The organism is Luteimonas sp. MC1828, from assembly GCF_016461615.1.
GTDB lineage: Bacteria > Pseudomonadota > Gammaproteobacteria > Xanthomonadales > Xanthomonadaceae > Luteimonas.
In genome coordinates this window covers 1,585,825-1,607,386 of the sequence record NZ_JAEMNY010000001.1, presented here as the reverse complement: position 1 = coordinate 1,607,386, position 21,562 = coordinate 1,585,825, and the positions used below count along the sequence as shown (strand labels likewise).

Sequence of the window (21,562 nt, the reverse complement as noted above, 5' to 3'; positions counted from 1 at the left end):
ACGGAGCGGTGCGCGACGTCTTGCGCGTCGCCTGCCGTTCAGGCCATGGCGTCGAGGACGGCCAGCGTGGGCCGCGCCAGGTTGAGCGTATAGAAATGCAGCGATGGCGCGCCGCCGTCCACCAGCCGCCGGCACAGGTCGGCGACGAAGTCCGCGCCCAGCGCGCGCACGCTCTCGGCGTCGTCGCCATAGGCCACCATGCGCTTGGCCAGCCAGCGCGGGATCTCCGCGCCGCAGGATTCCGAGAAGCGCCGCAGCTGGCTGAAGTTCGAGATCGGCATGATGCCGGCCGCCACCGGCACCTCCACGCCCAGCTTGCGCACCGCATCGACGAAGCGGAAGTAGGCATCGGCGTTGTAGAAATACTGGCTGATCGCGCCGTCGGCGCCGGCATCGACCTTGGCCTTGAAGTGGCGCAGGTCGGCCAGCGCATCCTCGGCCTGCGGGTGGGTCTCCGGATAGCAGGCGACGTCGACGCGGAAATGGTCGCCGTGCTCGGCGCGGATGAACTCCACCAGGTCCGACGCATAGCGAAGGTCGCCGGGATGGCCCATGCCCGAAGGCAGGTCACCGCGCAACGCGACGATGCGGCGGCAGCCGGCGCTCCGGTACTCGACAAGCAGTGCGGCGATTTCATCGCGGGTGCCGCCGACGCAGGACAGGTGCGGCGCCGCGTCGAAGCCCTGCGCCAGCAGCCCGCGGATGGTGTCGCCGGTGTAGCTCAACGTGGAGCCGCCGGCACCGAACGTGCAGGACACGTATTCCGGCGCATGCGGCGCGAGCCTGGCGGCGGTGCGTTCGAGCTGCGCGCGCTGCTCGTCGTTCTTCGGCGGGTAGAACTCGAAGCTGATCGGGGTCATCGAAAACCGCTCCGGCAAGGATGGCGGAGTGTATCTCTATATCGCGATGGATGGTAAGACCGCGCCGGCGGGCGTGCATCGCGCACGCGGCATCAGCCGGTCGCCGCTGCCGGGTGGTGGCGATGGGGCAGCAGCGCCCAGCGCGGGTCCTGGTGGCGTGTCCCGGCGGCCAGCCACTCGCGGGTCGCGGCCCCGGCCCGGGCGATCAGCGTGGCGGTCTGCGAGAAATCATAGGCGTGGACGGCGAGCGGACACAGCGGCGGGATGACGACCAGCTCGCAGCGGTCGGCGAACCGGTCGATGTCCGCAAGCAGCTGGCGCATGGCCAGAAGGTTCAGCGCATGCAGGGCCATCGCGAGCGCACCGGGCGGCGGCACCTGCAGTGCGCAGGAGGATCCGGTCGGGAGCACGAACATCTTCGTTGCGCCCAGCGCCAGCGCCGCGGCGATCGGTGTGTTGCTGGCGATGCCGCCGTCCATCAGCGCGCGCGCGGCGATGGTGACCGGCGGGAAGACCGCCGGTAGTGCCGTGCTCGCCTGCAGCGCCGCAGTGGCGTCGCCCGAGGACAGCACCACTTCGGTGCCGTCGAGCACGTCGGTGGCGACGACGTGGCACGGCAGGCGCGTGTCCTCCAGCCGTTGGCAGGGAAGCCCGGATCCGATCAGTGCGCGCAGCCGGTCCGGTCGGGCGAGGTGATCGCGCCGGCCCAACAGGCCCAGGGCCATGCCACGCAGCGTCAACGGGAAGATGTCGACGCGGCGCAGCCGCAGCCAGATGCGTTCAAGCCGTGCGATGCCGGCCTCGCCGGGGTCTGCCGCGTAGCAGGCGGCATTGAGCGCGCCCACCGACGCCCCGACCACGAAGTCGGGCACGACCCCGTGTTGCGCAAGCGCCTGGAGCATGCCCACCTGCACCGCGCCGAGGCTGCCGCCGCCGGCGAGCACGAACGCGGTCTTCGCGGCGGGCTGCGGGTTCATGCGCTTTCCGGATGCGCGACGTGCCCGCGGCCGGCGTGTTCCCGGCGCCGCAGCCCGGCCTCGATGGTGAGGTTCTCCAGATCGCGGCCGACCGACGCCGCGGCGATGAGCTCGTCGCCACGGTAGTAGCGCGCGGTGAAGTTTCGCCGCGCGGGTTCGCCGTCGATGCGGATGCCGTCCCAGCCCTGCGCGACCCCGGTGAAGCGCAGGTCCACGCCCTGGTGGTGGGTCCAGAAGAACGGCACGTCGGTGAACGCGTGCATGCCGCCGAGCATGTTCGTCGCCGCCACCTGGCCCTGCCGCTGTGCGTGCACCCAGTGCTCGACGCGGATGTGGCCGCCGCCATGCGGATAGCGCGCGACGTCGCCGGCAGCGTGGATGCCGGCGACCGACGTCCGCAGGCAGGCATCCACCACGATGCCGTCCTCGACGTTGATCCCGGCGTCCGCGGCGAGCCGGGTGCGCGGCGAGACGCCGACGCCCACCACCACGACGTCGGCATGGATCCGGCGGCCGTCCTCCAGGATGATCGCGCGGCCTTCGAAAGCTTTTGCGCCGGCGCGCAGGTGGAATGCGACGCCCTGCTCGCGACGCAGGCCGACGATGAATCCGCCGACCACGGGTCCGAGGGCGCGCCCCATCGGCACCGCCTCCGGCGCGATCACGTGCACCTCCAGTCCACGCGTACGCAGCGCGCCGGCGGCCTCCAGGCCGATGAAGCCGGCGCCGATGAACGCGACCGACGACGCATCCGCGCACGCGGCGATGATCGCGCGCGCATCCGCCAGGGAACGCAGGGCGAACACCTTCGGATGATCGAACCCGGGCAGGGACAGCCGCCGCGGCTCCGCGCCGGTGGCGATGAGCAGGGCGTCCCAGGCGACGCGTTCGCCGGTGGCGGTCAGCACATGGCGTGCCCGGGTGTCGATCGCCGCCACGTCGCAGCCCAGCCGCAGGTCGATGGCGTGCCTCGCGTAGAAGTCGGGCCCCTGCAGCGGGATCCAGTCCTCGGACGCCGTGCCCGCCAGGTAGTCCTTGGACAGGTTGGGCCGATCGCATGGCGCGGCGTCGTCGGCGCTCAGCACCGACAGCGCGCCTCCGAACCCGAGGCCGCGCAGCCGTTCGGCCGCGGCGAATCCCGCGGCGCCGCCGCCGATGATCACGATGCGTCCGGGCTGCCCGCGCGGCGCGGACGGTGGCGGGAGCGCGGTGGTGTCCTGCGCGCGGACGAACACCATGTCGCCCACGATCTCCGTGTGCCATCTCGGCAGCGCCGCGAATGCGGGCGCGCGCAGCACGGCGCCGGTGCGCAGGCTGAAGCAGGCGTGGTGCCAGGGGCAGTGGACTTCGCCATCCACTGCGAGCCCTTCGCCCAGGGGGGCGCCGTAGTGGCTGCAGCTGCCGCCGACAGCATGCACGCCGTCCTCGAACCGCGACAGCAGGACCGGCGCACCATCGACGTGGCCGGCGAGCATGCCGCCGTCGGGAACGCTGGCCAATGGAACGCCCATGGCCAGGTCGGGGCCGGGGGGCTGGGTATCGGTCTGTGCCATCTCGTGCGACTCCTGTGGCGCGGCCGCGAGTGCATGGTCACCCTGCGCGCAGGCATTGGATGCAGGCGGGCACGTGCAGGTTCCTGCCCGGCGTCGTGCCCAGATTGGTGGCAGCGGGAACCTCGGGCGCACTGCTGCATCTGTAGTGGTGCCCTGACTGGAGACCACGCCATGCTTGACGCCCGCCGGCCACTCGTCGAATGCATCCCGCCACCTTCGCCCTTGCCATCGGTGCCCCATCCCGGACCCGGCGATGCCCGCCCAAGCCGGCAGGACGCGGAGGCGGCGGTGCGCACCCTGATCCGCTGGGCGGGTGACACGCCCGCGCGCGAAGGGCTCGAGGACACGCCGGCGCGCGTGGTGCGCGCGTACGAGGAGTGGTTTGGTGGCTACGCGCTCGATCCCGGGCGGATCCTCGGGCGCAGCTTCGACCCCGCCGGCTACGACGACATGGTGCTGCTGCGCGACATCCCCGTGCGCTCGGTGTGCGAGCACCACATGGCGGCGATCCGCGGCGTGGCCCACGTGGCGTACCTGCCGGGCCAGCGCGTCGTCGGCATTTCCAAGCTCGCGCGCCTGGTCGACGCCTACGCCCGGCGCCTGCAGATCCAGGAGCGACTGACCGCCGAGATCGCGGACACGCTGCAGGAGGTGCTGCGGCCGCGCGGCGTCGCGGTGGTCATCCGCGCCACGCACGACTGCATCGCATCGCGCGGGATCGGCATGCAGGGCGTGGCGATGGTGACGCGGCACACGCTGGGGCAGTTCGCGCAGGAGCCCTGGCGGCGCGACGTGCTCGCGGTATTGTCGGGGACACCATGATCCGTTCCGACCATTCCCCGGCCCGTGACTACGCAGCGCTGGACGAGGCCGCCCTGGTCCACGAGGTGCTGCATGGCGACCGCGAAGCGTTCCGCCACGTCATGCAGCGCAGCAACCAGCGCCTGTTCCGCGTGGCGCGGGCGGTCCTCAACGACGAAGCGGAGGCCGAGGACGTGGTCCAGGAGGCCTATGTGCACGCATACGAAAAACTCACCGCGTTCCGCGGCGACGCGTCACTGCTCACCTGGCTGACGCGGATCGTGCTCAACGAAGCCTACGGCCGGCTGCGCCGGCGACGCCCGACGGTCGATGTCGACCGGGTCGACGCGGCGGCGCCGGAGGCCAACCGCGTGCTCGCGTTTCCTTCGAAGTTCGGCAGCGAGGATCCCGCTGCGGCCGCCGCGCGCGCGCAGATCCGCAGGGTGGTTGAACACGCCATCGAACAGCTGCCCGAGCCCTTCCGCGTCGTGTTCATCATGCGCGAGCTCGAAGAGTGTTCCGTCGAAGAGACCGCGCAGGCCCTGGACCTGCGCGCGGAAACCGTGAAGACGCGCCTGCACCGTGCGCGCCGGCTGCTGCGCACGGCATTGCACGACACGCTGTCGGCAACCCTGTCCGATGCATTCCCCTTCCTGGGGCCGCGCTGCGATCGCATGACCGCCACGGTATTGGCTCGGCTGGACGCGGGCACTGCATCGAAATAGCGAGCTGACGTCGTCGCCGCCAAACAGAACGGGCGCCTCGCGGCGCCCGTTGCTGCTGCATCGATCGGCGCGGCCGATCAGTAGCGGTAGTGCTCCGCCTTGTACGGGCCGTCCGGCGACACGCCGAGGTAATCGGCCTGTTCCGTGGTGAGCCTCGTGAGCTTCACGCCGATCTTCTCCAGGTGCAGGCGCGCGACTTCCTCGTCGAGCTTCTTCGGCAGGATGTAGACCTTGTTCTCGTAGCTGTCCTTGTTGGCCCACAGGTCGATCTGCGCGAGCGTCTGGTTGGCGAACGAGTTCGACATCACGAAGCTCGGGTGGCCGGTGGCGCAGCCCAGGTTGACCAGGCGGCCTTCGGCAAGCAGGAAGATGCTGTTGCCGTTGCGGAAGGTGAACTTGTCGACCTGCGGCTTGATGTTGATCTTCTCCACGCCGGCGAGCGAGTACAGCGCGTCGACCTGGATCTCGTTGTCGAAGTGGCCGATGTTGCAGACGATCGCCTGGTCCTTCATCGCCTGCATGTGCGCGACGGTGATGATGTCCTTGTTGCCGGTGGTGGTGACGTAGATGTCGCCGCGGCCGAGGGTGTCCTCGATCGTGGTCACTTCGTAGCCTTCCATCGCCGCCTGCAGCGCGCAGATCGGGTCGATCTCGGTGACGATCACGCGCGCGCCGTAGGCACGCAGCGAAGCCGCCGAACCCTTGCCGACGTCGCCGTAGCCGCAGACCACGGCCACCTTGCCGGCCAGCATCACGTCGAGCGCGCGCTTCAGGCCATCGGCCAGCGACTCGCGGCAGCCGTACAGGTTGTCGAACTTCGACTTGGTGACCGAGTCGTTGACGTTGATCGCGGGCACCAGCAGCTGGCCGGCCTCGGCCAGCTGGTACAGGCGGTGCACGCCGGTGGTGGTCTCTTCCGAGACGCCCTTCCAGTCGCGGACCACGATGGTCCAGAAGCCCGGGCGCTCGCTGGCGACGCGCTTGAGCAGGTTCTTGATGACCTGCTCCTCATGGCTCGAGGCCGGACCGTTGACCCAGGACGCGTCGCCCTGTTCCAGCTCGTAGCCCTTGTGGATCAGCAGCGTCACGTCGCCGCCGTCGTCGACCACCATCTGCGGGCCGAGGAAGCCGCCCTTGCCGTCGGGGAAGCTCAGCGCCTCGAGCGTGCAGTCCCAGTACTCCTCCAGCGTCTCGCCCTTCCAGGCGAACACGGGGGTGCCGGTGGCGGCGATCGCGGCCGCGGCGTGGTCCTGCGTCGAGAAGATGTTGCACGAGGCCCAGCGCACGTCGGCGCCGATGTCCTTCAGCGTCTCGATCAGCACCGCGGTCTGGATGGTCATGTGCAGCGAGCCGGTCACGCGCACGCCCTTGAGCGGGGCGTCGGCGGCGTGCTTGCGGCGGATGGACATCAGGCCGGGCATCTCGTGCTCGGCGATGTCGAGTTCCTTGCGGCCCCAGTCGGCCAGCGAAATGTCGGCGACCTTGTAGTCGCCTTCCTGGGAGAATGCTCTCTGAGAGCTGGTCTTGACCTGTGCGTTCATGCGGAAGCTCCGGTTTCTGCTCCCTGTCCCGCTCGGGGAGAGGGTGGGTGGGGAACCGGGCGCCGTTGGGGTGTATTCCGCCGAGCCTGGCCGTGCTGGTTCCACGGTCGCAGCGCCCCTCGGCGGAGCCGCGGATTATATCTCCATGACCCTCGCCACGGTACGGGCGCCTCGGGGCGGGCTAGGCTGGTGGATCGCATCTGTACAGGATCCCCGCATTGGCCACACTCGCCCTCAGGCATCTCGCCGCTCCATTGCTGGTCGCCACGCTGCTGTGGGCACCCGTGCCCGCCGACGCGCGCGACACCCCGGTTGCCGCGGCAGCCGCCGCCGAATCGGGCTACCGCCTGCCCCCGCCGGCGCTGCGCGCGCTGGTCGACGCGCCGCAGGCGCCGCGGCTGTCGCTGTCGCCACGGCGCGACCTGATCGCCTACATGCAGGTGCCGTCGCTGCCGGGCATCGACGTGGTGGCCCAGCCGGAGCTCAGGCTCGGCGGGCTGCGCATCCATCCGCGCACCCATTCCTCCAGCGCCTTCAGCTTCGTCGACGATCTCTGGCTGCAGGCAGTGGATGGCGGTGCGGAGCGCCGCATTGCCGGCCTTCCGCAGCCGCTGGCGCTGGCCGCGATGCAGTGGTCGCCCGACCAGCGCCATATCGCCTTCAGCCACGTCGACACGCGCGCCGGGCGGGTCGAGCTGTGGCTGGTCGACGTGGCCGCGGGCCGTGCACGGCGGCTGACCGAGCAGGCGCTTGGCACGGTGGTCGGTGAAGGCTTCGACTGGCTGCCGGACGGGTCCGGCCTGCTCGCCACGCTGCGGCCGAAGGGGCAGGGCGCGGCGCCCGCCAGCGACGGCGTGCCGCGCGGCCCGAGCATCCAGGAAACCGACGGCGGTGGCCGCGTGCAGAGCCTGCGCACCTACCAGGACCTGTTGCGCAATCCGCAGGACACCGAGGTGTTCGCGCACTACATGACCACGCAGCTGGCGCGCGTCGGGCTCGACGGTCGCGTGACGCCGATCGCCGCGCCGGGCATGCACGTCGGCGCCGCGGTCTCGCCCGACGGACGCCATCTGCTGCGCCAGCGCATCGAACGCCCGTTCTCGTACCTGGTGCCGTATTCGCGCTTCCCGCGCCGGATCGACGTGATCGACCTTGATGGTCGCCTGCTGCACACCGTGGCCACGCTGCCGCTGGTCGAAGGCCTGCCCACCGGCAACGACGCGGTGGCTCCGGGCGTGCGCCGCATCGCATGGCGCGCCGACGCGCCTGCGACCCTGGTCTGGGCGGAGGCGCAGGACGGCGGTGATCCCGCCCGCGCGGCCGCGGTGCGCGACCGCGTGTTCGCCCACGCGGCGCCGTTCAAGGGCAAGCCGCAGGTGCTGGCCGACCTGTCGATGCGCTATGCCGGCGTGCACTGGGGCAGCGGCGACCTGGCGCTGCTCACCGAGTCCTGGTGGAAGAGCCGCCAGCTGCGCGAATGGCGGCTGGCGCCGGATGCCGGAAGCGCGCCGGTGCTGCTGCGCGAGGGTTCGCGCGAAGACCGCTACGCCGACCCGGGTGAGCCGGTGACGCATGCGGACGCGCGCGGATTCCAGCGGCTGCTGACCACCGCGGATGGCGAAGGCATCTACCGCATCGGCGAAGGGGCCTCGCCAGAAGGCGACCGTCCGTTCCTCGATCGCCAGCAACTCGGCGTTCGCGCCGGCACGGAGCGCCTGTTCCAGTCGGAAGCGCCGGGGTACGAGGTGCCGATCGCGGTGCTCGACGCCGCGGGCGCGCGCATCCTGACCACGCGCGAGTCGCCGACATCGCCGCCCAACGTGCACCTGCGCGCGCTCGGCAACGGCGCGGCGCCGGTTGCGCTGACCGATATCGCACATCCCACGCCGGAACTGCGCGACGTCAGCAAGGAGCAGATCCGCTACACCCGCGCCGACGGCGTGGAGATGACCGCCAACCTCTACCTGCCGCCGGGCTACCAGGCCGATCGCGACGGTCCGCTGCCGCTGCTGGCCTGGGCCTACCCGCGCGAGTTCAAGTCCGCCGATGCCGCGGGCCAGGTCACCGGTTCGCCGTACCGCTTCAACCGCATCAGCTACTGGGGACCGCTGGCCTACCTGGCGCAGGGCTATGCGGTGCTCGACGGTCCGACCATGCCGATCGTCGGCGAGGGTGACGCCGAGCCCAACGACACCTACATCGCCCAGCTGGTGGCCAGCGCCCAGGCCGCGGTGGATGAAGTGGTGAAGCGTGGCGTGGCCGACCGCGACCGCATCGCCATCGGCGGACATTCGTACGGTGCGTTCATGACCGCCAACCTGCTGGCGCATTCGGACCTGTTCCGCGCCGGCATCGCGCGCAGCGGCGCCTACAACCGCTCGCTCACGCCGTTCGGCTTCCAGGCCGAGGAGCGCAGCTACTGGCAGGCCACCGCCACCTACCAGGCGATGTCGCCGTTCGACCACGCCGACCGCATCGACGAGCCGGTGCTGATCATCCATGGCGAGCAGGACAACAACTCCGGCACCTTCCCGATGCAGAGCGAGCGGCTGTTCTCGGCGATCAAGGGGCTGGGTGGCCAGGCCCGGCTGGTGATGCTGCCCAACGAGTCGCACGGCTACCGCGCGCGCGAGTCGATCCTGCACATGCTGGCGGAGACCAACGACTGGCTGGAGAAGTATGTGCGCAACGCGCCGCCGCGGGAGGGGGGCGTCGAAACCCCGGTTACGGCAAGCCCGTAACGCTTGACCTGGAGGGCGCCGTGGTGGCCGGGAGGCCTTCGCGGCTCATGTCCCCCGGATCCGCCTGGCGGCGGATGCCTCCTCCTTTACTTCCCCGCGAAGGCCTCCCGGCCACTTCGGGGGTATGCGCCAGACGCGAGTACCGCAAGCATGTGGCCCCGTGCGCTTGGCGGTACTCCCGGGCCAACGCGTAAGCCGGCACACCGTGTGCCAAGGCCCTTGAGGGCGAAGTCAAGGAGGAGGCGATGGCCGCAGGCCATCGCCGGGGGACATGAGTCCTCAAGGGCCTTGGCATCCGGCGCCGGGGAGAGGAACCGAAAAAAGAACGGGCCGCGATTGCGGCCCGTTTTCCTGTCGCACGCGTTGTCGCGGATTACTTCAGCTTCGCGGCCCGGCGCAGTTCGTCCGCCTTGTCGGTCTTCTCCCAGGAGAACGCCGTGGCCTTCTGCAGCTTGCCGTCGGGGCCGGTGTAGCTGACTTCCTGCGGCTTGCGGCCGAAGTGGCCGTAGCTGGCGGTGCGCTGGTAGATCGGGTGGATCAGGTCGAGCATCTTGATGATGCCGTACGGGCGCAGGTCGAAATGCTTGCGGATCAGCTTCTCGATCACGTCGTCGCCGACCTTGCCCGTGCCGAACGTGGTCACCGAGATCGAGGTCGGCTCGGCCACGCCGATGGCGTAGCTCAGCTGCACTTCGCAGCGGTCCGACAGGCCCGCGGCCACGACGTTCTTGGCGACATAGCGCGCGGCGTAGGCGGCCGAGCGGTCGACCTTGGACGGATCCTTGCCCGAGAACGCGCCGCCGCCGTGGCGCGCCCAGCCGCCGTAGGTGTCGACGATGATCTTGCGGCCGGTCAGGCCGCAGTCGCCCACCGGGCCGCCGATCTCGAAGCGGCCGGTCGGGTTGATGTGGAACTTGGTGCCCTTGTGCAGCCACTTGGCCGGCAGCACCGGCTTCAGGATCTCCTCGCGCACGGCTTCGATCAGGTCCTTCTGCTTGATGCCCGGCGCGTGCTGGGTCGACAGCACCACGGCGTCGATCGCCGTCGCCTTGCCATCGTCATAGCGCAGGGTGACCTGGCTCTTGGCGTCGGGGCGCAGCCACGGCAGCGGCGAGTTCTTCTTCTTGCGGATCTTGGCCTGCTGCTCGACCAGGCGGTGCGACAGGTGGATCGCCGCCGGCATGAAGCTGTCGGTCTCGTTGGTGGCGTAGCCGAACATCAGGCCCTGGTCGCCGGCACCCATTTCCTCGGGCTTCTTGCGGTCCACGCCCTGCGCGATGTGCGGGCTCTGCTTGCCGATCAGGTTCAGCACGCCGCAGGTGGCGCCGTCGAAGCCGACGTCGCTGGAGTCGTAGCCGATGTCGAGGATCACCTTGCGGGTCAGCGCTTCCAGGTCGATCCACGCGGTGGTGGTGATCTCGCCGGCCACGATGGCCACGCCGGTCTTGACCATCGTCTCGCAGGCGACGCGGGCGCCCTTGTCCTGGCCGATGATGGCGTCGAGGACCGCGTCGGAAATCTGGTCGGCGATCTTGTCGGGATGGCCTTCGGAGACCGATTCGGAGGTGAACAGGGTGCTCGACATCGCTTATATCCCTTGATTCGGATGAAAAGATGGCCGGCATGATACACGCCGGAAGCGTCCGCGGCATTCTGCCGGCATGTCGGGCGACGAGGTCAAGCCTGTTGCGCTGCTAGCATCCGGCAATGGATTCGCTGACCCAGATCGTTCTTGGCGCCGCTGTCGCCGCCGCCGTCGCGCCTGCGCGCCACCGTCGCGCGGCGCTGCTTGCCGGCGCCGCGCTCGGCACCTTGCCGGACCTGGACTCGCTGCCGATCGCGCTGCTCACCGACGATCCGGTCGCACTGATGACCCTGCACCGCGGCGCCAGCCATTCGCTGTTCATCCTGCCGCTGCTGGGCTGGGCGATCTGGGCGTTGTTCAAGCACCGCGGCGGCCGCGTGGCGGAGGCACCGTCGCGCTGGTTCTGGGCGATGCAGCTGGCGCTGGTCACCCATCCATTGCTGGATGCCTTCACCGTGTACGGCACGCAGCTGCTGTGGCCACTGGCGACGCCCCCGGTGATGTGGTCGAGCGTGTTCATCATCGACCCGCTGTATACGGTCTGGCTGCTGCTGGCCTGCGTCGCGGCGTTCTTGCTGCGCGAGCGCGCGGCGGCGCAGCGCGCGCTGGTCGCCGGGCTGGTGCTGAGCACCGCCTACCTCGGCTGGTCGCTGGCCGCCAAGGCGATGGTCGAACGCGAAGCCGACCGCGCGCTTGCGGCGATGGGCCTGGGCGACGCACCGCGCTTCTCGGTGCCGATGCCGTTCACCACGCTGCTGTGGCGGGTGGTGGCGATGACGCCGTCGGGCTATGTCGAAGGCTTCCGTTCGCTGGCCGCCGACGACGGCGCGATGCGCTTCGAGGGTCATGCTTCCAACGTGCAGGCGCTGGCCGAGGCGTCGCATATCCCGGCCGTGGCGCGACTCGCCTGGTTCAACCACGGATTCATGCGCGCGCGCGACGTCGACGGCGAGCTGGTGCTCAGCGACCTGCGCATGGGCACCGACCCTGACTACTTCTTCAACTTCGCCGTCGCGCGCCGTGGCAGTCCCTGGCATGCCATCCCGCCGCGCCAGCTGCGCGCGCCGCGGGATCTGGGTGGCACCTGGGGCGCGACGTGGCAGCGCATCTGGCAGGACCCCGGCGCGTGCGCGCCGCCGTGTCAGGCCGCTTCGTACAGCGACGGCGTGCTGCCAGCGGACAGCGCGTCGAAGTAGTCGCGCGTCAGCGCCAGCTGCGCGGCTGCGGTCTCGGCGCGGTTCACCACCGCGCGGAAGGCGGCGTTCTCCGGGCGGTCCTTGGCATACCAGCCGAGGTGCTTGCGCGCGATGCGCACGCCCGACGGCTCGCCGTAGAAGGCATGCAGGGCTTCGAGGTGGCCGATGAGGATGCGGCCGACCTCGGCCAACGTGGGTGGCGGAAGATGTTCGCCGGTCGCCAGGAAATGCGCGATCTCGCGGAAGATCCACGGCCGGCCCTGCGCCGCGCGCCCGACCATCACCGCATCGCATCCGGTGTGCGCGAGGACCGCGGCGGCCTTTTCAGGGGAGTCGATGTCGCCATTGGCCAGCACCGGAATGGCCAGCCGCGACTTCACCTCGGCGATGGTGTCGTACTCGGCGGTGCCGGTGTATTGCTGGTCACGGGTGCGCCCGTGCACGGCGAGCGCGGCGATGCCGGCGTCCTCGGCGATGCGCGCGATGGCCAAGGCGTTGCGCTGGCCCGCGGCCCAGCCGGTGCGGATCTTCAGCGTCACCGGCACGTCGACCGCGGCGACCACGGCCGCGAGGATGCGCGCCACCAGCGCCTCGTCACGCATCAACGCGGAGCCGGCCCAGGCGTTGCACACCTTCTTCGCCGGGCAGCCCATGTTGATGTCGATGATCTGCGCGCCGTGGTCGACGTTGTAGCGCGCGGCGTCGGCCAGCTGCGCGGGTTCGGTGCCGGCGATCTGCACGCCGACCGGATCCGGCTCGCCGGCGTGGTCCATGCGCCGCAGCGATTTTTCCGTGCTCCAGAAGCGCGGGTCGGAGATGGTCATCTCCGACATCGCCAGGCCCGCGCCCAGGCGCTTGCAGAGCAGCCGGAACGGCTTGTCGGTGACCCCCGCCATCGGCGCCAGGACCACGTTCGGGGCGATGCTGTAGGGCCCGATGCGCATGCGGGCATTGTCGCCGATTGCCGCCGCGGCGGCAGGCGCGCGCTCGTGTGCGCTCAGGCGTCCGCGGGCAGGCGCGGCATGGACGATGCCGCGCCCGGGAGGCGGGTGGCCTCGCCGGCGTAGCGACAGGCGAAGGCCACGTGGGCGGCGAACGGCGTCGCGGCGCCACGCGCCAGCGATGCCGCCAACGCGCCGTTGAACGCGTCGCCTGCGCCGGTGGTGTCGACCACCTCGACGCGCGTGGCGGGGCAGCGGTAGAAGGCCACCGCGTCGCCACGCAGCTGGTCTTCGCGGTGCGAGACGAAGGCGCCGGCGGCGCCCAGCGTGACCACCACGGTGCCACGCGGCAGCAGCGCGCGGCACAGGCGATGGAGCTGCGCGTCGTCGCTGCGCACCACGGCGTCGGCGTCGATGTCGTCGTCGCAGTGGCGGGCGAGCAGGGCGGCGAACTCGGTCTCGTTCGGCGTCAGCACATCGGCCGCCGCCAGCAGTTCGCGTGGCGCCGATACATTCGCCGGCGCGGGGTTGAGCAGGGTGGTGGCGCGCGCCGCGCGTGCGATGCGCAGCGCTTCGAGCACGCTGTCGACCGGGGATTCCAGCTGCGCCAGCACCACCGCGGCGGCGGCGATCGCCGCGCCCTGCGCGGAGACGAACGCGGCCGAAAGCTCGCCGTTGGCGCCCGCGCCGATGACGATGCTGTTGCGACCATCGCGGTCGACATAGATGCCGGCGGTGCCGGTGGGCGCAGCCGCGTGTTGTGCGCGCAGGTCGATGCCGTCGCCGGCCGCCAGGCCGCGCGCGAGCGCGCCGCCCGGATCGTCGCCGAGCGCGCAGATGAAGGTGGTGGCTGCGCCGGCGCGCGCGCTGGCCGTGGCCTGGTTGAATCCCTTGCCGCCTGGGCCGCTGGCGTAGGCGCCGGCGCGGGTCTCGCCCGGCCTCGGCAGGGCGTCGCAGGTCCAGACGTGGTCGACGTTGAACGAGCCGACGACGACGACGCTCGCCACGGCCGCGTCCTCAGGCGCCGATGTGGGTCAGCACGCCGGCGATCGTGGCGGTCATGAGCGTGGCCACCGTGCCGCCGAGCACCGCGCGCAGGCCGAACCGCGCCAGGTCGTGGCGGCGATCCGGGGCCAGGCCGCCGATGCCGCCGATCTGGATCGCGATCGAGCTGAAGTTGGCGAAGCCGCACAGCGCGTAGGTCGCGATCAACCGGCCTTCGCCGCTGAGTGAAACACCCTCGACGCGGCCGTTGACGATGTCGGCGAGCTGCAGGTAGGCGACGAACTCGTTGATCACCACCTTCTGTCCGATCAGCGAGCCGACGGTGCCGGCATCGGCCCACGGCACGCCGATCAGCCAGGCCACCGGCGCCAGCACGTAGCCGAAGATCGCCGCCAGGTCGGTCGGCTTGCCGATCGCGCCCTGCAGGCCGGTGATCTCGCCGATCCAGGTGAGCGGGGCATTGATCATCGCGATCAGGGCGATGAAGGCGAGCAGCATCGCGCCGATGTTGAGCGCAAGCTTCAGGCCGTCGCCCGCGCCAGCGGCGGCGGCGTCGATGACGTTGCTGGTGGTCTTCTCGACCTCCATCTTCACCGTGCCGCGGGTCAGCGGCTCGCCGGTCTCGGGGATCAGGATCTTGGCGATCACCAGCGTGGCCGGTGCGGCCATGATGGATGCCGCGAGCAGGTGCTTGGCGTAGAACGCCTGCTGCGCCGGGTCGCCCGCGCCGAGCATGCCCACGTAGGCCGCGAGCACGCCGCCGGCGATGTGCGCCATGCCGCCGATCATCATGGTGATCAGCTCGGACTCGGTCATGCGCGAGATGTAGGGGCGCACGGTAAGCGGCGCCTCGGTCTGGCCGATGAACACGCTGGCGCAGACGCTGGTGGTCTCCGCGCCCGACACGCGCATCACCTTGGTGATGGCCAGCGCCATGATGCGGACGACGAACTGCATGATGCCGAGGTGGTACATCACCGCCATCAGCGAGGCGAAGAAGATGATCGTCGGCAGCACCTGGAAGGCGAAGATGAAGCCGTAGGTCTGGGTGTCCATCAGGCTGCCGAAGATGAAGGCGGAGCCGGCGTTCACGAAGCCGAGGACACGCACGAACAGCTGGCCGAGCCAGTCGAAGACCTCGCGCCCGCCCGGTACCAGCAGCACGAGCGCGGCGAACGCGATCTGCAGCGTCACGCCGGTCACCACCAGTTTCCAGTCGACCCGTCCGCGGTTGTTGGAAAACAGCCAGGTGACCGCGATCAGCACGACCAGTCCGAACAGGCCGAAGCCGATGCGCGACAATACTTCCATCCTGACCCCGTTCCCCGGACAGCCGCGGGCGCGCGGCGACGGGGCAGACTAGTGCACGCCGGCGGTGCCGGCAACCGCGGTCACGCGTCGCGGGCGGCGATACGGTTGCCGCCGGCGGCCTTGGCCTGCTTGAGCCGGCGGTCGGCGCAGCCCAGCAGCGCCGACGTGTTGCCGCCGTCGTGCGGCCACGCAGCCAGCCCGGCGCTGAACGTGAACGCGAATGCGTCGGAGCCGCGCTCCGGCAGGAACGGCCGCTCCGCGAGGTCACGCCGCAGGCGGTCCAGGCGCTCCCAGGCGCTGCCCACCGGGCACTGCAACACGATCACGAATTCCTGGCCGCCGATCCGCGCGAGGTGTTCGTCCGCGGCCAGGACGCCGCTCATCGTCGCGGCGATGTGGCGCAGGGCGCGATCGCCCACCTGCGGCCCGGCCTCGTCGTTGACGCGCTTGAAGCGGTCGATGTCCAGCAGCACCAGCGTCAGCGACGCGCCCGCGTTGCGCGCGGTGGCGAACACGTGGGGCATGCGCTGCAGCAGCCAGGAGCGGTTGGGCAGGCCGGTCAGGCCGTCGTGCCCGGACAGTTCGACCAGCCGCTGCATGCGGTGGACCAGGGTCGCCGCCAGGCCGGTGGCGAGCACCAGCAGCGCCATCCGCGAGACCTGTCCGCCGATGCCGACAGCACCGTGTTCCGGCGACAGCAGCGCGTCGTGCACCGGCGCGGTGGCCAGCAGCACCCCCACCAGCACCGCGTACTGCACGATCGCCAGCGCGCCGACGAACAGCGTCACGCGCCCGTTGTTGCGCAGTGCCGTGAACCAGATGGCGATGAGATAGAAGCACCAGGCCACCACGGTGTGGAGGCCGGCCATGGGGTCATCGAGCGCCAGCAGCACGAGCGCGGCGGTGGTCAGGGTCACGTCCCAGGCGCCGGTGGCGTAGGGCAGCCACGGCCAGCGGCGCGCGTGCCGCGCCAGCGCAAGCCACAGCATCGCCATGGCATTGGCGAGCACGGCCGCGCCGAGTCCAAGCAGGACCTGTGGCGTACCGGCCCCGGTGATCGCCGCCACCAGCGGCAGCAGCAGGATCAGCGCCGACAGCACCGCGCGTACCTTGGCCACCAGGCGCTCACCCGATGCGCCGAGTTCGCGCATGAGTTCGTCCGGCGGCGCCAGCAGGCGCTGCAGCGTGTCGCGGATCCGGCCTTCACTGGCGTGCATCGGTCTGTGTCCCCACGTCCGGCCCGCAGGATAGCGCGCCGCGCCGCGCGTACACTGCGGCGCACGACAAGGACTGGAGCAGGCGGGTGGACTACCGAAGGCTTGGCGCGTCCGGACTGGCGCTGTCGGCGCTGTCGCTGGGCGCGTGGACGACGTTCGGTTCCGGCATCGGACGTGGTGCGGCGCGGGACCTGGTGGCCGCCGCCTGGGACCACGGCATCAACTTCTTCGACAACGCCGAGGGCTACGCCAACGGCGAGGCCGAGCGCGTGATGGGCGATGTGATCGCCGACCTGCGCCTGCCGCGCGACGGGTTCGCGGTATCGAGCAAGGTGATGTTCGGATCCGCCGCCGATCCGCTGCCCATGCAGCGCGGGCTGTCGCGCAAGCACGTGCACGATGCATGCCATGGCGCGCTCAGGCGCCTGCGCGTCGATTACCTCGACCTCTACTTCTGCCATCGCCCGGATCCCGATGTGCCCGTGGCGGAGACGGTCGCGGCGATGGACGCGCTGATCCGCCAGGGCAAGGTGCTGTACTGGGGGACGTCGGAGTGGCCGGCCGCGCTGGTGCGCGAGGCGCATGCGGTAGCGCGTGCCCACCACTGGCACGCGCCTTCCATGGAGCAGCCGCAGTACAACCTGTTGCACCGCCGCCGCGTGGAGCTGGAGTACGCACCGCTGTACGCCGAGTTCGGCATGGGCACCACGGTGTGGTCGCCGCTCGCCTCGGGGCTGCTGACCGGAAAGTATGGCGCCGGCATCCCGGCGGACAGTCGGCTGGGGCGCGATGCCGACCTGGCGCGGATGGTCATCGAGGGCGAGGAAGGCGAGGGTGATCGAGTCGCGCGTGCGCAGCGGTTCGCAGCGCTCGCCGCGGAGCTGGGCGTGGCGCCAGCCGCGCTGGCGATCGCCTGGTGCCTGCGCAACCCGCACGTGTCCACGGTGCTGCTGGGTGCGAGCCGGGTTGCGCAGCTGCTCGAGAACCTGGGTGCACTGGCGCTGGCCCGTGAACTCGACGACGCCGCGTTCGCGCGTGCCGAGGCGGTCACCGCGCGCTGATCTTTCTGTTGACACGCTAATGAGAATCATTAGCATTAGCGGCTCACATCGCGACGGAGCCCTGCAATGCTTGCCTCCCAGTACGAGCCCAACACGTCCCAGGTCGTGGACACGCTGTCCGCGCACGCGCCGTATGCCGCACCCATGGCAATACAGTCGCTCGAAAGCGTGCAGCTGCTGCATGGCCAGCGCGAAGTGCTGATCCGCCATGGCAACGAGGTCTATCGCCTGCGCCACACCCGCAACGACAAGCTGATCCTCACCAAGTAAGGGTCACAGGTGGTCTCCAGGCGCCGTCTATACTCCAGATCAACAACTGGGGAGTGTGTGCAATGGCTGGAGGGACCTTCATCGCCGCGGTATTGGCGGTCGCGTTCATCGTCTTCTTCTTCAAGATGGTCCGCATCGTGCCGCAGGGCTTCGAGTGGACGGTCGAGCGCTTCGGCAAGTACACCCACACGCTGTCGCCGGGCCTGCATCTGCTCATCCCGGTGATGCAGGCCATCGGCCGCAAGGTCAACGTAATGGAGCAGGTCCTCGACGTGCCCTCGCAGGAGGTCATCACCAAGGACAACGCCGTGGTGAAGGTCGATGGCGTGGTGTTCTTCCAGGTGCTCGATGCCGCCAAGGCCGCCTATGAGGTGTCCAACCTCGAGGTCGCCACGATCGCGCTGGTGCAGACCAACATCCGCACCGTGATCGGCTCGATGGACCTCGACGAGTCGCTGTCCAACCGCGAGACCATCAATGCCCAGCTGCTCAACGTGGTCGACCACGCCACCAACCCCTGGGGCATCAAGGTCACCCGCATCGAGATCCGCGACATCCAGCCGCCGCGTGACCTGATCGATTCCATGGGCCGGCAGATGAAGGCCGAGCGCGACCGGCGCGCCGTGATCCTGGAAGCCGAAGGCCATCGCAGCTCGGCGATCCTGCGCGCCGAGGGCGAGAAGCAGGCGGCGATCCTGCAGGCCGAGGGCGAGCGCGAGGCTGCCTACCGCGAGGCCGAGGCGCGCGAGCGCCTGGCCGAGGCGGAGGCCAAGGCCACCGAGATGGTGTCCAACGCGATCGCCGCCGGCGACGTGCAGGCGATCAACTACTTCATCGCGCAGAAGTACGTGGAGGCGTTCCGCGAGCTCGCCACCGCGCCCAACGCCAAGTTCGTGATGATGCCGATGGAGACCAGCGGGATCATCGGCTCGATCGCCGGCATCGCCGAACTGGGCAAGGAGGCGCTGGGCAAGCAGCAGGTCGATACGCGTGCGCGCATCGACGCCAAGCGCGGCGGGGCTTGAGCCATGCGCTGGGCTGCCGATGCCACCGTCTGGGCCGCGATCGCGCTGGTGCTGATCGCCGCCGAGACCCTCATGCCGGGCGCGTTCCTGCTGTGGATGGGCATCGCCGCGGCGCTGGTCTGGCTGGTCGTGCTGCTGGTGCCGGGACTGAGCGTCCTGGCCCAGGTGATCCTGTTCGTCGCGCTCAGCGTGGTCGCGGTGCTGGCGTACCGGAAATGGTTCCGCCGCCGCGAGCGCCCGAGCGACCGCCCGCTGCTCAACCGGCGCGCCGACCAGCTGGTCGGCCGCGTGGTGCCGCTCGACCACGCCATCGTCGGTGGCCGCGGGCGGGTCAAGATCGACGATGCCTACTGGGTCGTCCGCGGCGTCGAGCTGCCCGCGGGCACGATGGTGCGGGTGGTCGGCAGCGACGGAATGGTGCTCGAGGTGCTGCTGGCGGAGTGAACTATCCAGCCGGGGCGGGGATAATGGCCGACCACTGTCCAGGAGCCGCGCCATGACCCGCAAGACGATCCTCAACCAGAGCCACCGTGACGCCGGTGCGCGGATGGTGGACTTCGGCGGCTGGGACATGCCGCTCAACTACGGCTCGCAGATCGACGAGCATCACCAGGTGCGGCGCGACGCCGGCATGTTCGACGTCTCGCACATGACCGTGGTCGACCTGCACGGGGCCCGCGTCAAGGAATTCCTGCGCCACCTGGTGGCCAACTCGGTCGACAAGCTCAAGGTGACCGGCAAGGCGCTCTACACCTGCATGCTCAACCCCCAGGGCGGGGTGATCGACGACCTGATCATCTATTACCTCGGCGACGACTTCTATCGCCTGGTGGTCAACGCCTCCACCCGCGACAAGGACCTGGCGTGGATCGGCAGCCAGGCCGAGCCGTTCGGCGTCGAGGTCCGCGAGCGCGACGACCTGGCGATGATCGCGGTGCAGGGCCCGAACGCGCGCGACAAGGTGCTGGGGCTCATCGACGAGGCGGACCGCGCGGCGGTCGCCAAGCTTGCCAAGTTCGCGGCGCGCAACGTGCGCGCGGCGTCGGGTGCGCGGTTGTTCGTTGCACGCACCGGCTACACCGGCGAGGACGGCTTTGAAGTGGTGACGGCGCAGGAGCACGCGGTGGCGCTCTGGGACGCGCTGCTTGCCGCGGGCGTGGCGCCGGCCGGGCTCGGCGCCCGCGACACGCTGCGCCTTGAAGCGGGCATGGGCCTGTATGGCCAGGACATGGACGAATCGGTCACCCCGCTGGAAGCAGCGCTGGCGTGGACCGTGTCGTTCGACGAGGGCCGCGACTTCATCGGCCGCGCCGCGCTCGAGGCGCAGCGCGACGCCGGCGACGCCCGCCAGATGATCGCCGTGGTGATGGACGACAAGGGCGTGCTGCGCCACGGCCAGAAGGTGGTCGCCGGCAACGGCGAGGGCGAGATCCTGTCCGGTACGTTCGCCCCGACGCTGGGCAAGGCGATCGCGTTCGCACGGGTGCCGGCGGGCGAGCCGGGCGAGGTGCGCGTCGACATCCGCGGCCGCGAGGTGCCCGTGCGGGTGGTGCAGTTCCCGTTCGTCCGCGACGGCAAGGCGCGTGACGGGATTTGATGCGCGCACGCCCGGCTTCGCTAAACTAACCCCCCATTCCCCTGTCACGCCGCATCCGGAGTACTAGCCATGACCGATATCCCAGGCGACCTCATGTTCATGAAGTCCCACGAATGGACCCGCATCGAGGGCGACGGCAAGGTGACCGTCGGCATCTCGGATCATGCCCAGGGCCTGCTCGGTGACCTGGTGTACGTCGATCTTCCGGGTGTCGGTGACCGTGCCGAAGCCGGTACCGCCGCGGCGGTGGTCGAGTCGGTGAAGGCGGCGTCCGATGTGTATGCGCCGGTGTCGGGCACCATCGTCGCGGTCAACACCGCGTTGGCCGACAAGCCCGAGACCATCAACGAGGATGCGTTCGGAGAAGGCTGGCTGTTCGTGATCGAGATGGACGAGCCGGAGCAGCTCAAGGAGCTGCTCGGCCCCGACGAGTACGCAGAGCTGATCGAAGCCGACGAGTAACGGTTGTCCACGGCGCGCCGGCGGCATGCCGGCGATGCCAGGTCGACACAGCGCCGGGCGATCGCCCGGCGTTTTTTTTGGCTCTCGCAGGTCGCCGGACGCGGCAGGAAGTTTGCGCACTTTGGCGCAATCGGACATCCGCGCTACCTCGCACGGCGATCAGGGTAGGTGCGCGTGCACGCCGCGTTCACCCGTGTCACTGCGCTGCCCGATGGCAGGTCCGTATCGCACGCGTTCCCCGCGCAGGGTCGGGCGACACGCTTGAGTCAATCGCAATAGCGCTTAAAACAAGTGCTTTCGTGACAGCACGATGCATGCGTCAACTCCGCGCGACGGGAACGACATGGTCCCGGCTGCAGCTTGTCGGCCTCGCGCCTTCCCTCGACACGGTGCGTTCGCCTGATGCGGCCGCGATCAGGGTGTTGACAGCGAAAAAAACCGTGATTAGGTTTCGCCACAACAACAGTTGGCCACATCAGCGAGTGAGTGCGAACCCGGCGACAACATGCAACACAACACAGTCCTCCGCCCGCAAGGATGTCATGGTGGACTCAGGAGTTGTCTCCCTCGCGAAACCTCCAGGTGGGCAACGACACGCGACCCGCGGCGCCAAGCGCAGCGGGTTTTTTCGTGTCGCGCCAACAGCTTTCGATGCGACGGGACGACATGTCCACGTCGCGGGACCGGGCCAGCG

General features: G+C 70.0%; 19 protein-coding genes and 1 riboswitch. Of the genes, 10 read left to right on the top strand and 9 right to left on the bottom strand.

Translation table 11 applies throughout. The annotated features are described in order from the left end of the window. Nucleotides 1-38: 38 nt before the first annotated feature. The 3 genes from metF to JHB91_RS07365 form a co-directional block, all read right to left on the bottom strand. The gene (metF, locus tag JHB91_RS07375) at nucleotides 39-860 is read right to left on the bottom strand and encodes a methylenetetrahydrofolate reductase [NAD(P)H] (protein ID WP_199374978.1); all 822 of its coding nucleotides are present in this window, start codon (nucleotides 858-860) and stop codon (nucleotides 39-41) included. Between the two features lie 92 nt (nucleotides 861-952). Further along, nucleotides 953-1,837, bottom strand: coding sequence for a patatin-like phospholipase family protein (locus JHB91_RS07370; protein ID WP_199472261.1), 885 nt, complete (start codon nucleotides 1,835-1,837; stop codon nucleotides 953-955). Further along, a complete protein-coding gene (locus JHB91_RS07365; RefSeq protein WP_199472260.1) occupies nucleotides 1,834-3,390 on the bottom strand; it encodes an FAD-dependent oxidoreductase in 1,557 nt (518 codons plus the stop codon). The genes JHB91_RS07370 and JHB91_RS07365 overlap by 4 nt, the downstream gene beginning before the upstream one ends. 222 nt (nucleotides 3,391-3,612) lie before the next feature. On the opposite strand from JHB91_RS07365, the gene folE reads away from it, so the two are divergent. Together folE and JHB91_RS07355 are read left to right on the top strand one after the other, a co-directional pair. Then, complete coding sequence (folE, locus tag JHB91_RS07360) at nucleotides 3,613-4,212, top strand: GTP cyclohydrolase I (protein ID WP_233398650.1); 600 nt, start codon at nucleotides 3,613-3,615, stop codon at nucleotides 4,210-4,212. Next, complete coding sequence (locus JHB91_RS07355) at nucleotides 4,209-4,916, top strand: RNA polymerase sigma factor (protein WP_199374982.1); 708 nt, start codon at nucleotides 4,209-4,211, stop codon at nucleotides 4,914-4,916. The genes folE and JHB91_RS07355 overlap by 4 nt, the downstream gene beginning before the upstream one ends. Nucleotides 4,917-4,993: 77 nt before the next feature. Here the strand turns inward: JHB91_RS07355 and ahcY are convergent, their stop codons facing one another. Next, nucleotides 4,994-6,457, bottom strand: a complete 1,464-nt coding sequence (gene ahcY, locus JHB91_RS07350; protein WP_199472258.1) for an adenosylhomocysteinase — start codon at nucleotides 6,455-6,457, stop codon at nucleotides 4,994-4,996. Nucleotides 6,458-6,507: 50 nt separating this feature from the next. Next, a riboswitch (S-adenosyl-L-homocysteine riboswitch) is annotated at nucleotides 6,508-6,584 on the bottom strand. A 157-nt stretch (nucleotides 6,585-6,741) separates the two neighbouring features. Between ahcY and JHB91_RS07345 the strand changes: the two genes are divergently transcribed. Further along, nucleotides 6,742-9,198 (top strand): prolyl oligopeptidase family serine peptidase, encoded by a 2,457-nt coding sequence (locus tag JHB91_RS07345; protein ID WP_343225086.1) that lies wholly within the window; start codon nucleotides 6,742-6,744, stop codon nucleotides 9,196-9,198. A gap of 373 nt (nucleotides 9,199-9,571) precedes the next feature. Here the strand turns inward: JHB91_RS07345 and metK are convergent, their stop codons facing one another. Then, entirely contained in the window at nucleotides 9,572-10,783 is a 1,212-nt protein-coding gene (gene metK / locus JHB91_RS07340; RefSeq protein ID WP_199374984.1) for a methionine adenosyltransferase, read from the bottom strand. 122 nt (nucleotides 10,784-10,905) lie between these two features. On the opposite strand from metK, the gene JHB91_RS07335 reads away from it, so the two are divergent. Continuing rightward, on the top strand, nucleotides 10,906-11,979 hold the full coding sequence (locus JHB91_RS07335; RefSeq protein WP_199472256.1) for a metal-dependent hydrolase: 1,074 nt from the start codon (nucleotides 10,906-10,908) through the stop codon (nucleotides 11,977-11,979). Here the strand turns inward: JHB91_RS07335 and dusB are convergent. The 4 genes from dusB to JHB91_RS07315 all read right to left on the bottom strand — a co-directional run bounded on the left by dusB (nucleotide 11,925) and on the right by JHB91_RS07315 (nucleotide 16,453). Continuing rightward, the gene (gene dusB, locus JHB91_RS07330) at nucleotides 11,925-12,923 is read right to left on the bottom strand and encodes a tRNA dihydrouridine synthase DusB (protein WP_199472255.1); all 999 of its coding nucleotides are present in this window, start codon (nucleotides 12,921-12,923) and stop codon (nucleotides 11,925-11,927) included. The genes JHB91_RS07335 and dusB overlap by 55 nt on opposite strands. A gap of 53 nt (nucleotides 12,924-12,976) precedes the next feature. Continuing rightward, nucleotides 12,977-13,927, bottom strand: coding sequence for a ribokinase (locus tag JHB91_RS07325; protein ID WP_199472254.1), 951 nt, complete (start codon nucleotides 13,925-13,927; stop codon nucleotides 12,977-12,979). A gap of 10 nt (nucleotides 13,928-13,937) precedes the next feature. Next, a complete protein-coding gene (locus JHB91_RS07320; RefSeq protein WP_199374988.1) occupies nucleotides 13,938-15,236 on the bottom strand; it encodes a nucleoside transporter C-terminal domain-containing protein in 1,299 nt (432 codons plus the stop codon). A gap of 80 nt (nucleotides 15,237-15,316) precedes the next feature. After that, entirely contained in the window at nucleotides 15,317-16,453 is a 1,137-nt protein-coding gene (locus tag JHB91_RS07315; RefSeq protein WP_199374989.1) for a GGDEF domain-containing protein, read from the bottom strand. A gap of 86 nt (nucleotides 16,454-16,539) precedes the next feature. On the opposite strand from JHB91_RS07315, the gene JHB91_RS07310 reads away from it, so the two are divergent. From JHB91_RS07310 to gcvH, 6 genes are all read left to right on the top strand, one after another. Next, nucleotides 16,540-17,514 (top strand): aldo/keto reductase, encoded by a 975-nt coding sequence (locus JHB91_RS07310; RefSeq protein WP_199472253.1) that lies wholly within the window; start codon nucleotides 16,540-16,542, stop codon nucleotides 17,512-17,514. A 144-nt stretch (nucleotides 17,515-17,658) separates the two neighbouring features. Then, the gene (locus tag JHB91_RS14110) at nucleotides 17,659-17,784 is read left to right on the top strand and encodes a hemin uptake protein HemP (protein WP_343225085.1); all 126 of its coding nucleotides are present in this window, start codon (nucleotides 17,659-17,661) and stop codon (nucleotides 17,782-17,784) included. Between the two features lie 62 nt (nucleotides 17,785-17,846). Next, complete coding sequence (locus JHB91_RS07300; RefSeq protein ID WP_199374992.1) at nucleotides 17,847-18,809, top strand: SPFH domain-containing protein; 963 nt, start codon at nucleotides 17,847-17,849, stop codon at nucleotides 18,807-18,809. Nucleotides 18,810-18,812: 3 nt separating this feature from the next. Further along, nucleotides 18,813-19,253, top strand: coding sequence for an NfeD family protein (locus JHB91_RS07295; RefSeq protein ID WP_199374993.1), 441 nt, complete (start codon nucleotides 18,813-18,815; stop codon nucleotides 19,251-19,253). A gap of 52 nt (nucleotides 19,254-19,305) precedes the next feature. Beyond that, the gene (gene gcvT, locus JHB91_RS07290; protein ID WP_199472252.1) at nucleotides 19,306-20,406 is read left to right on the top strand and encodes a glycine cleavage system aminomethyltransferase GcvT; all 1,101 of its coding nucleotides are present in this window, start codon (nucleotides 19,306-19,308) and stop codon (nucleotides 20,404-20,406) included. 69 nt (nucleotides 20,407-20,475) lie between these two features. Further along, entirely contained in the window at nucleotides 20,476-20,868 is a 393-nt protein-coding gene (gcvH, locus tag JHB91_RS07285; RefSeq protein ID WP_182822746.1) for a glycine cleavage system protein GcvH, read from the top strand. Nucleotides 20,869-21,562 lie beyond the last annotated feature (694 nt).

What these genes read in the sequence shown, in the direction of transcription:
- metF (WP_199374978.1), bottom strand. Translation starts at nt 860, where the DNA reads ATGACCCCGATCAGCTTCGAGTTCTACCCGCCGAAGAACGACGAGCAG.
- JHB91_RS07370 (WP_199472261.1), bottom strand. Translation starts at nt 1,837, where the DNA reads ATGAACCCGCAGCCCGCCGCGAAGACCGCGTTCGTGCTCGCCGGCGGC.
- JHB91_RS07365 (WP_199472260.1), bottom strand. Translation starts at nt 3,390, where the DNA reads ATGGCACAGACCGATACCCAGCCCCCCGGCCCCGACCTGGCCATGGGC.
- JHB91_RS07355 (WP_199374982.1), top strand. Translation starts at nt 4,209, where the DNA reads ATGATCCGTTCCGACCATTCCCCGGCCCGTGACTACGCAGCGCTGGAC.
- ahcY (WP_199472258.1), bottom strand. Translation starts at nt 6,457, where the DNA reads ATGAACGCACAGGTCAAGACCAGCTCTCAGAGAGCATTCTCCCAGGAA.
- metK (WP_199374984.1), bottom strand. Translation starts at nt 10,783, where the DNA reads ATGTCGAGCACCCTGTTCACCTCCGAATCGGTCTCCGAAGGCCATCCC.
- JHB91_RS07335 (WP_199472256.1), top strand. Translation starts at nt 10,906, where the DNA reads ATGGATTCGCTGACCCAGATCGTTCTTGGCGCCGCTGTCGCCGCCGCC.
- dusB (WP_199472255.1), bottom strand. Translation starts at nt 12,923, where the DNA reads ATGCGCATCGGGCCCTACAGCATCGCCCCGAACGTGGTCCTGGCGCCG.
- JHB91_RS07320 (WP_199374988.1), bottom strand. Translation starts at nt 15,236, where the DNA reads ATGGAAGTATTGTCGCGCATCGGCTTCGGCCTGTTCGGACTGGTCGTG.
- JHB91_RS07315 (WP_199374989.1), bottom strand. Translation starts at nt 16,453, where the DNA reads ATGCACGCCAGTGAAGGCCGGATCCGCGACACGCTGCAGCGCCTGCTG.
- JHB91_RS14110 (WP_343225085.1), top strand. Translation starts at nt 17,659, where the DNA reads ATGGCAATACAGTCGCTCGAAAGCGTGCAGCTGCTGCATGGCCAGCGC.
- JHB91_RS07300 (WP_199374992.1), top strand. Translation starts at nt 17,847, where the DNA reads ATGGCTGGAGGGACCTTCATCGCCGCGGTATTGGCGGTCGCGTTCATC.
- JHB91_RS07295 (WP_199374993.1), top strand. Translation starts at nt 18,813, where the DNA reads ATGCGCTGGGCTGCCGATGCCACCGTCTGGGCCGCGATCGCGCTGGTG.
- gcvT (WP_199472252.1), top strand. Translation starts at nt 19,306, where the DNA reads ATGACCCGCAAGACGATCCTCAACCAGAGCCACCGTGACGCCGGTGCG.
- gcvH (WP_182822746.1), top strand. Translation starts at nt 20,476, where the DNA reads ATGACCGATATCCCAGGCGACCTCATGTTCATGAAGTCCCACGAATGG.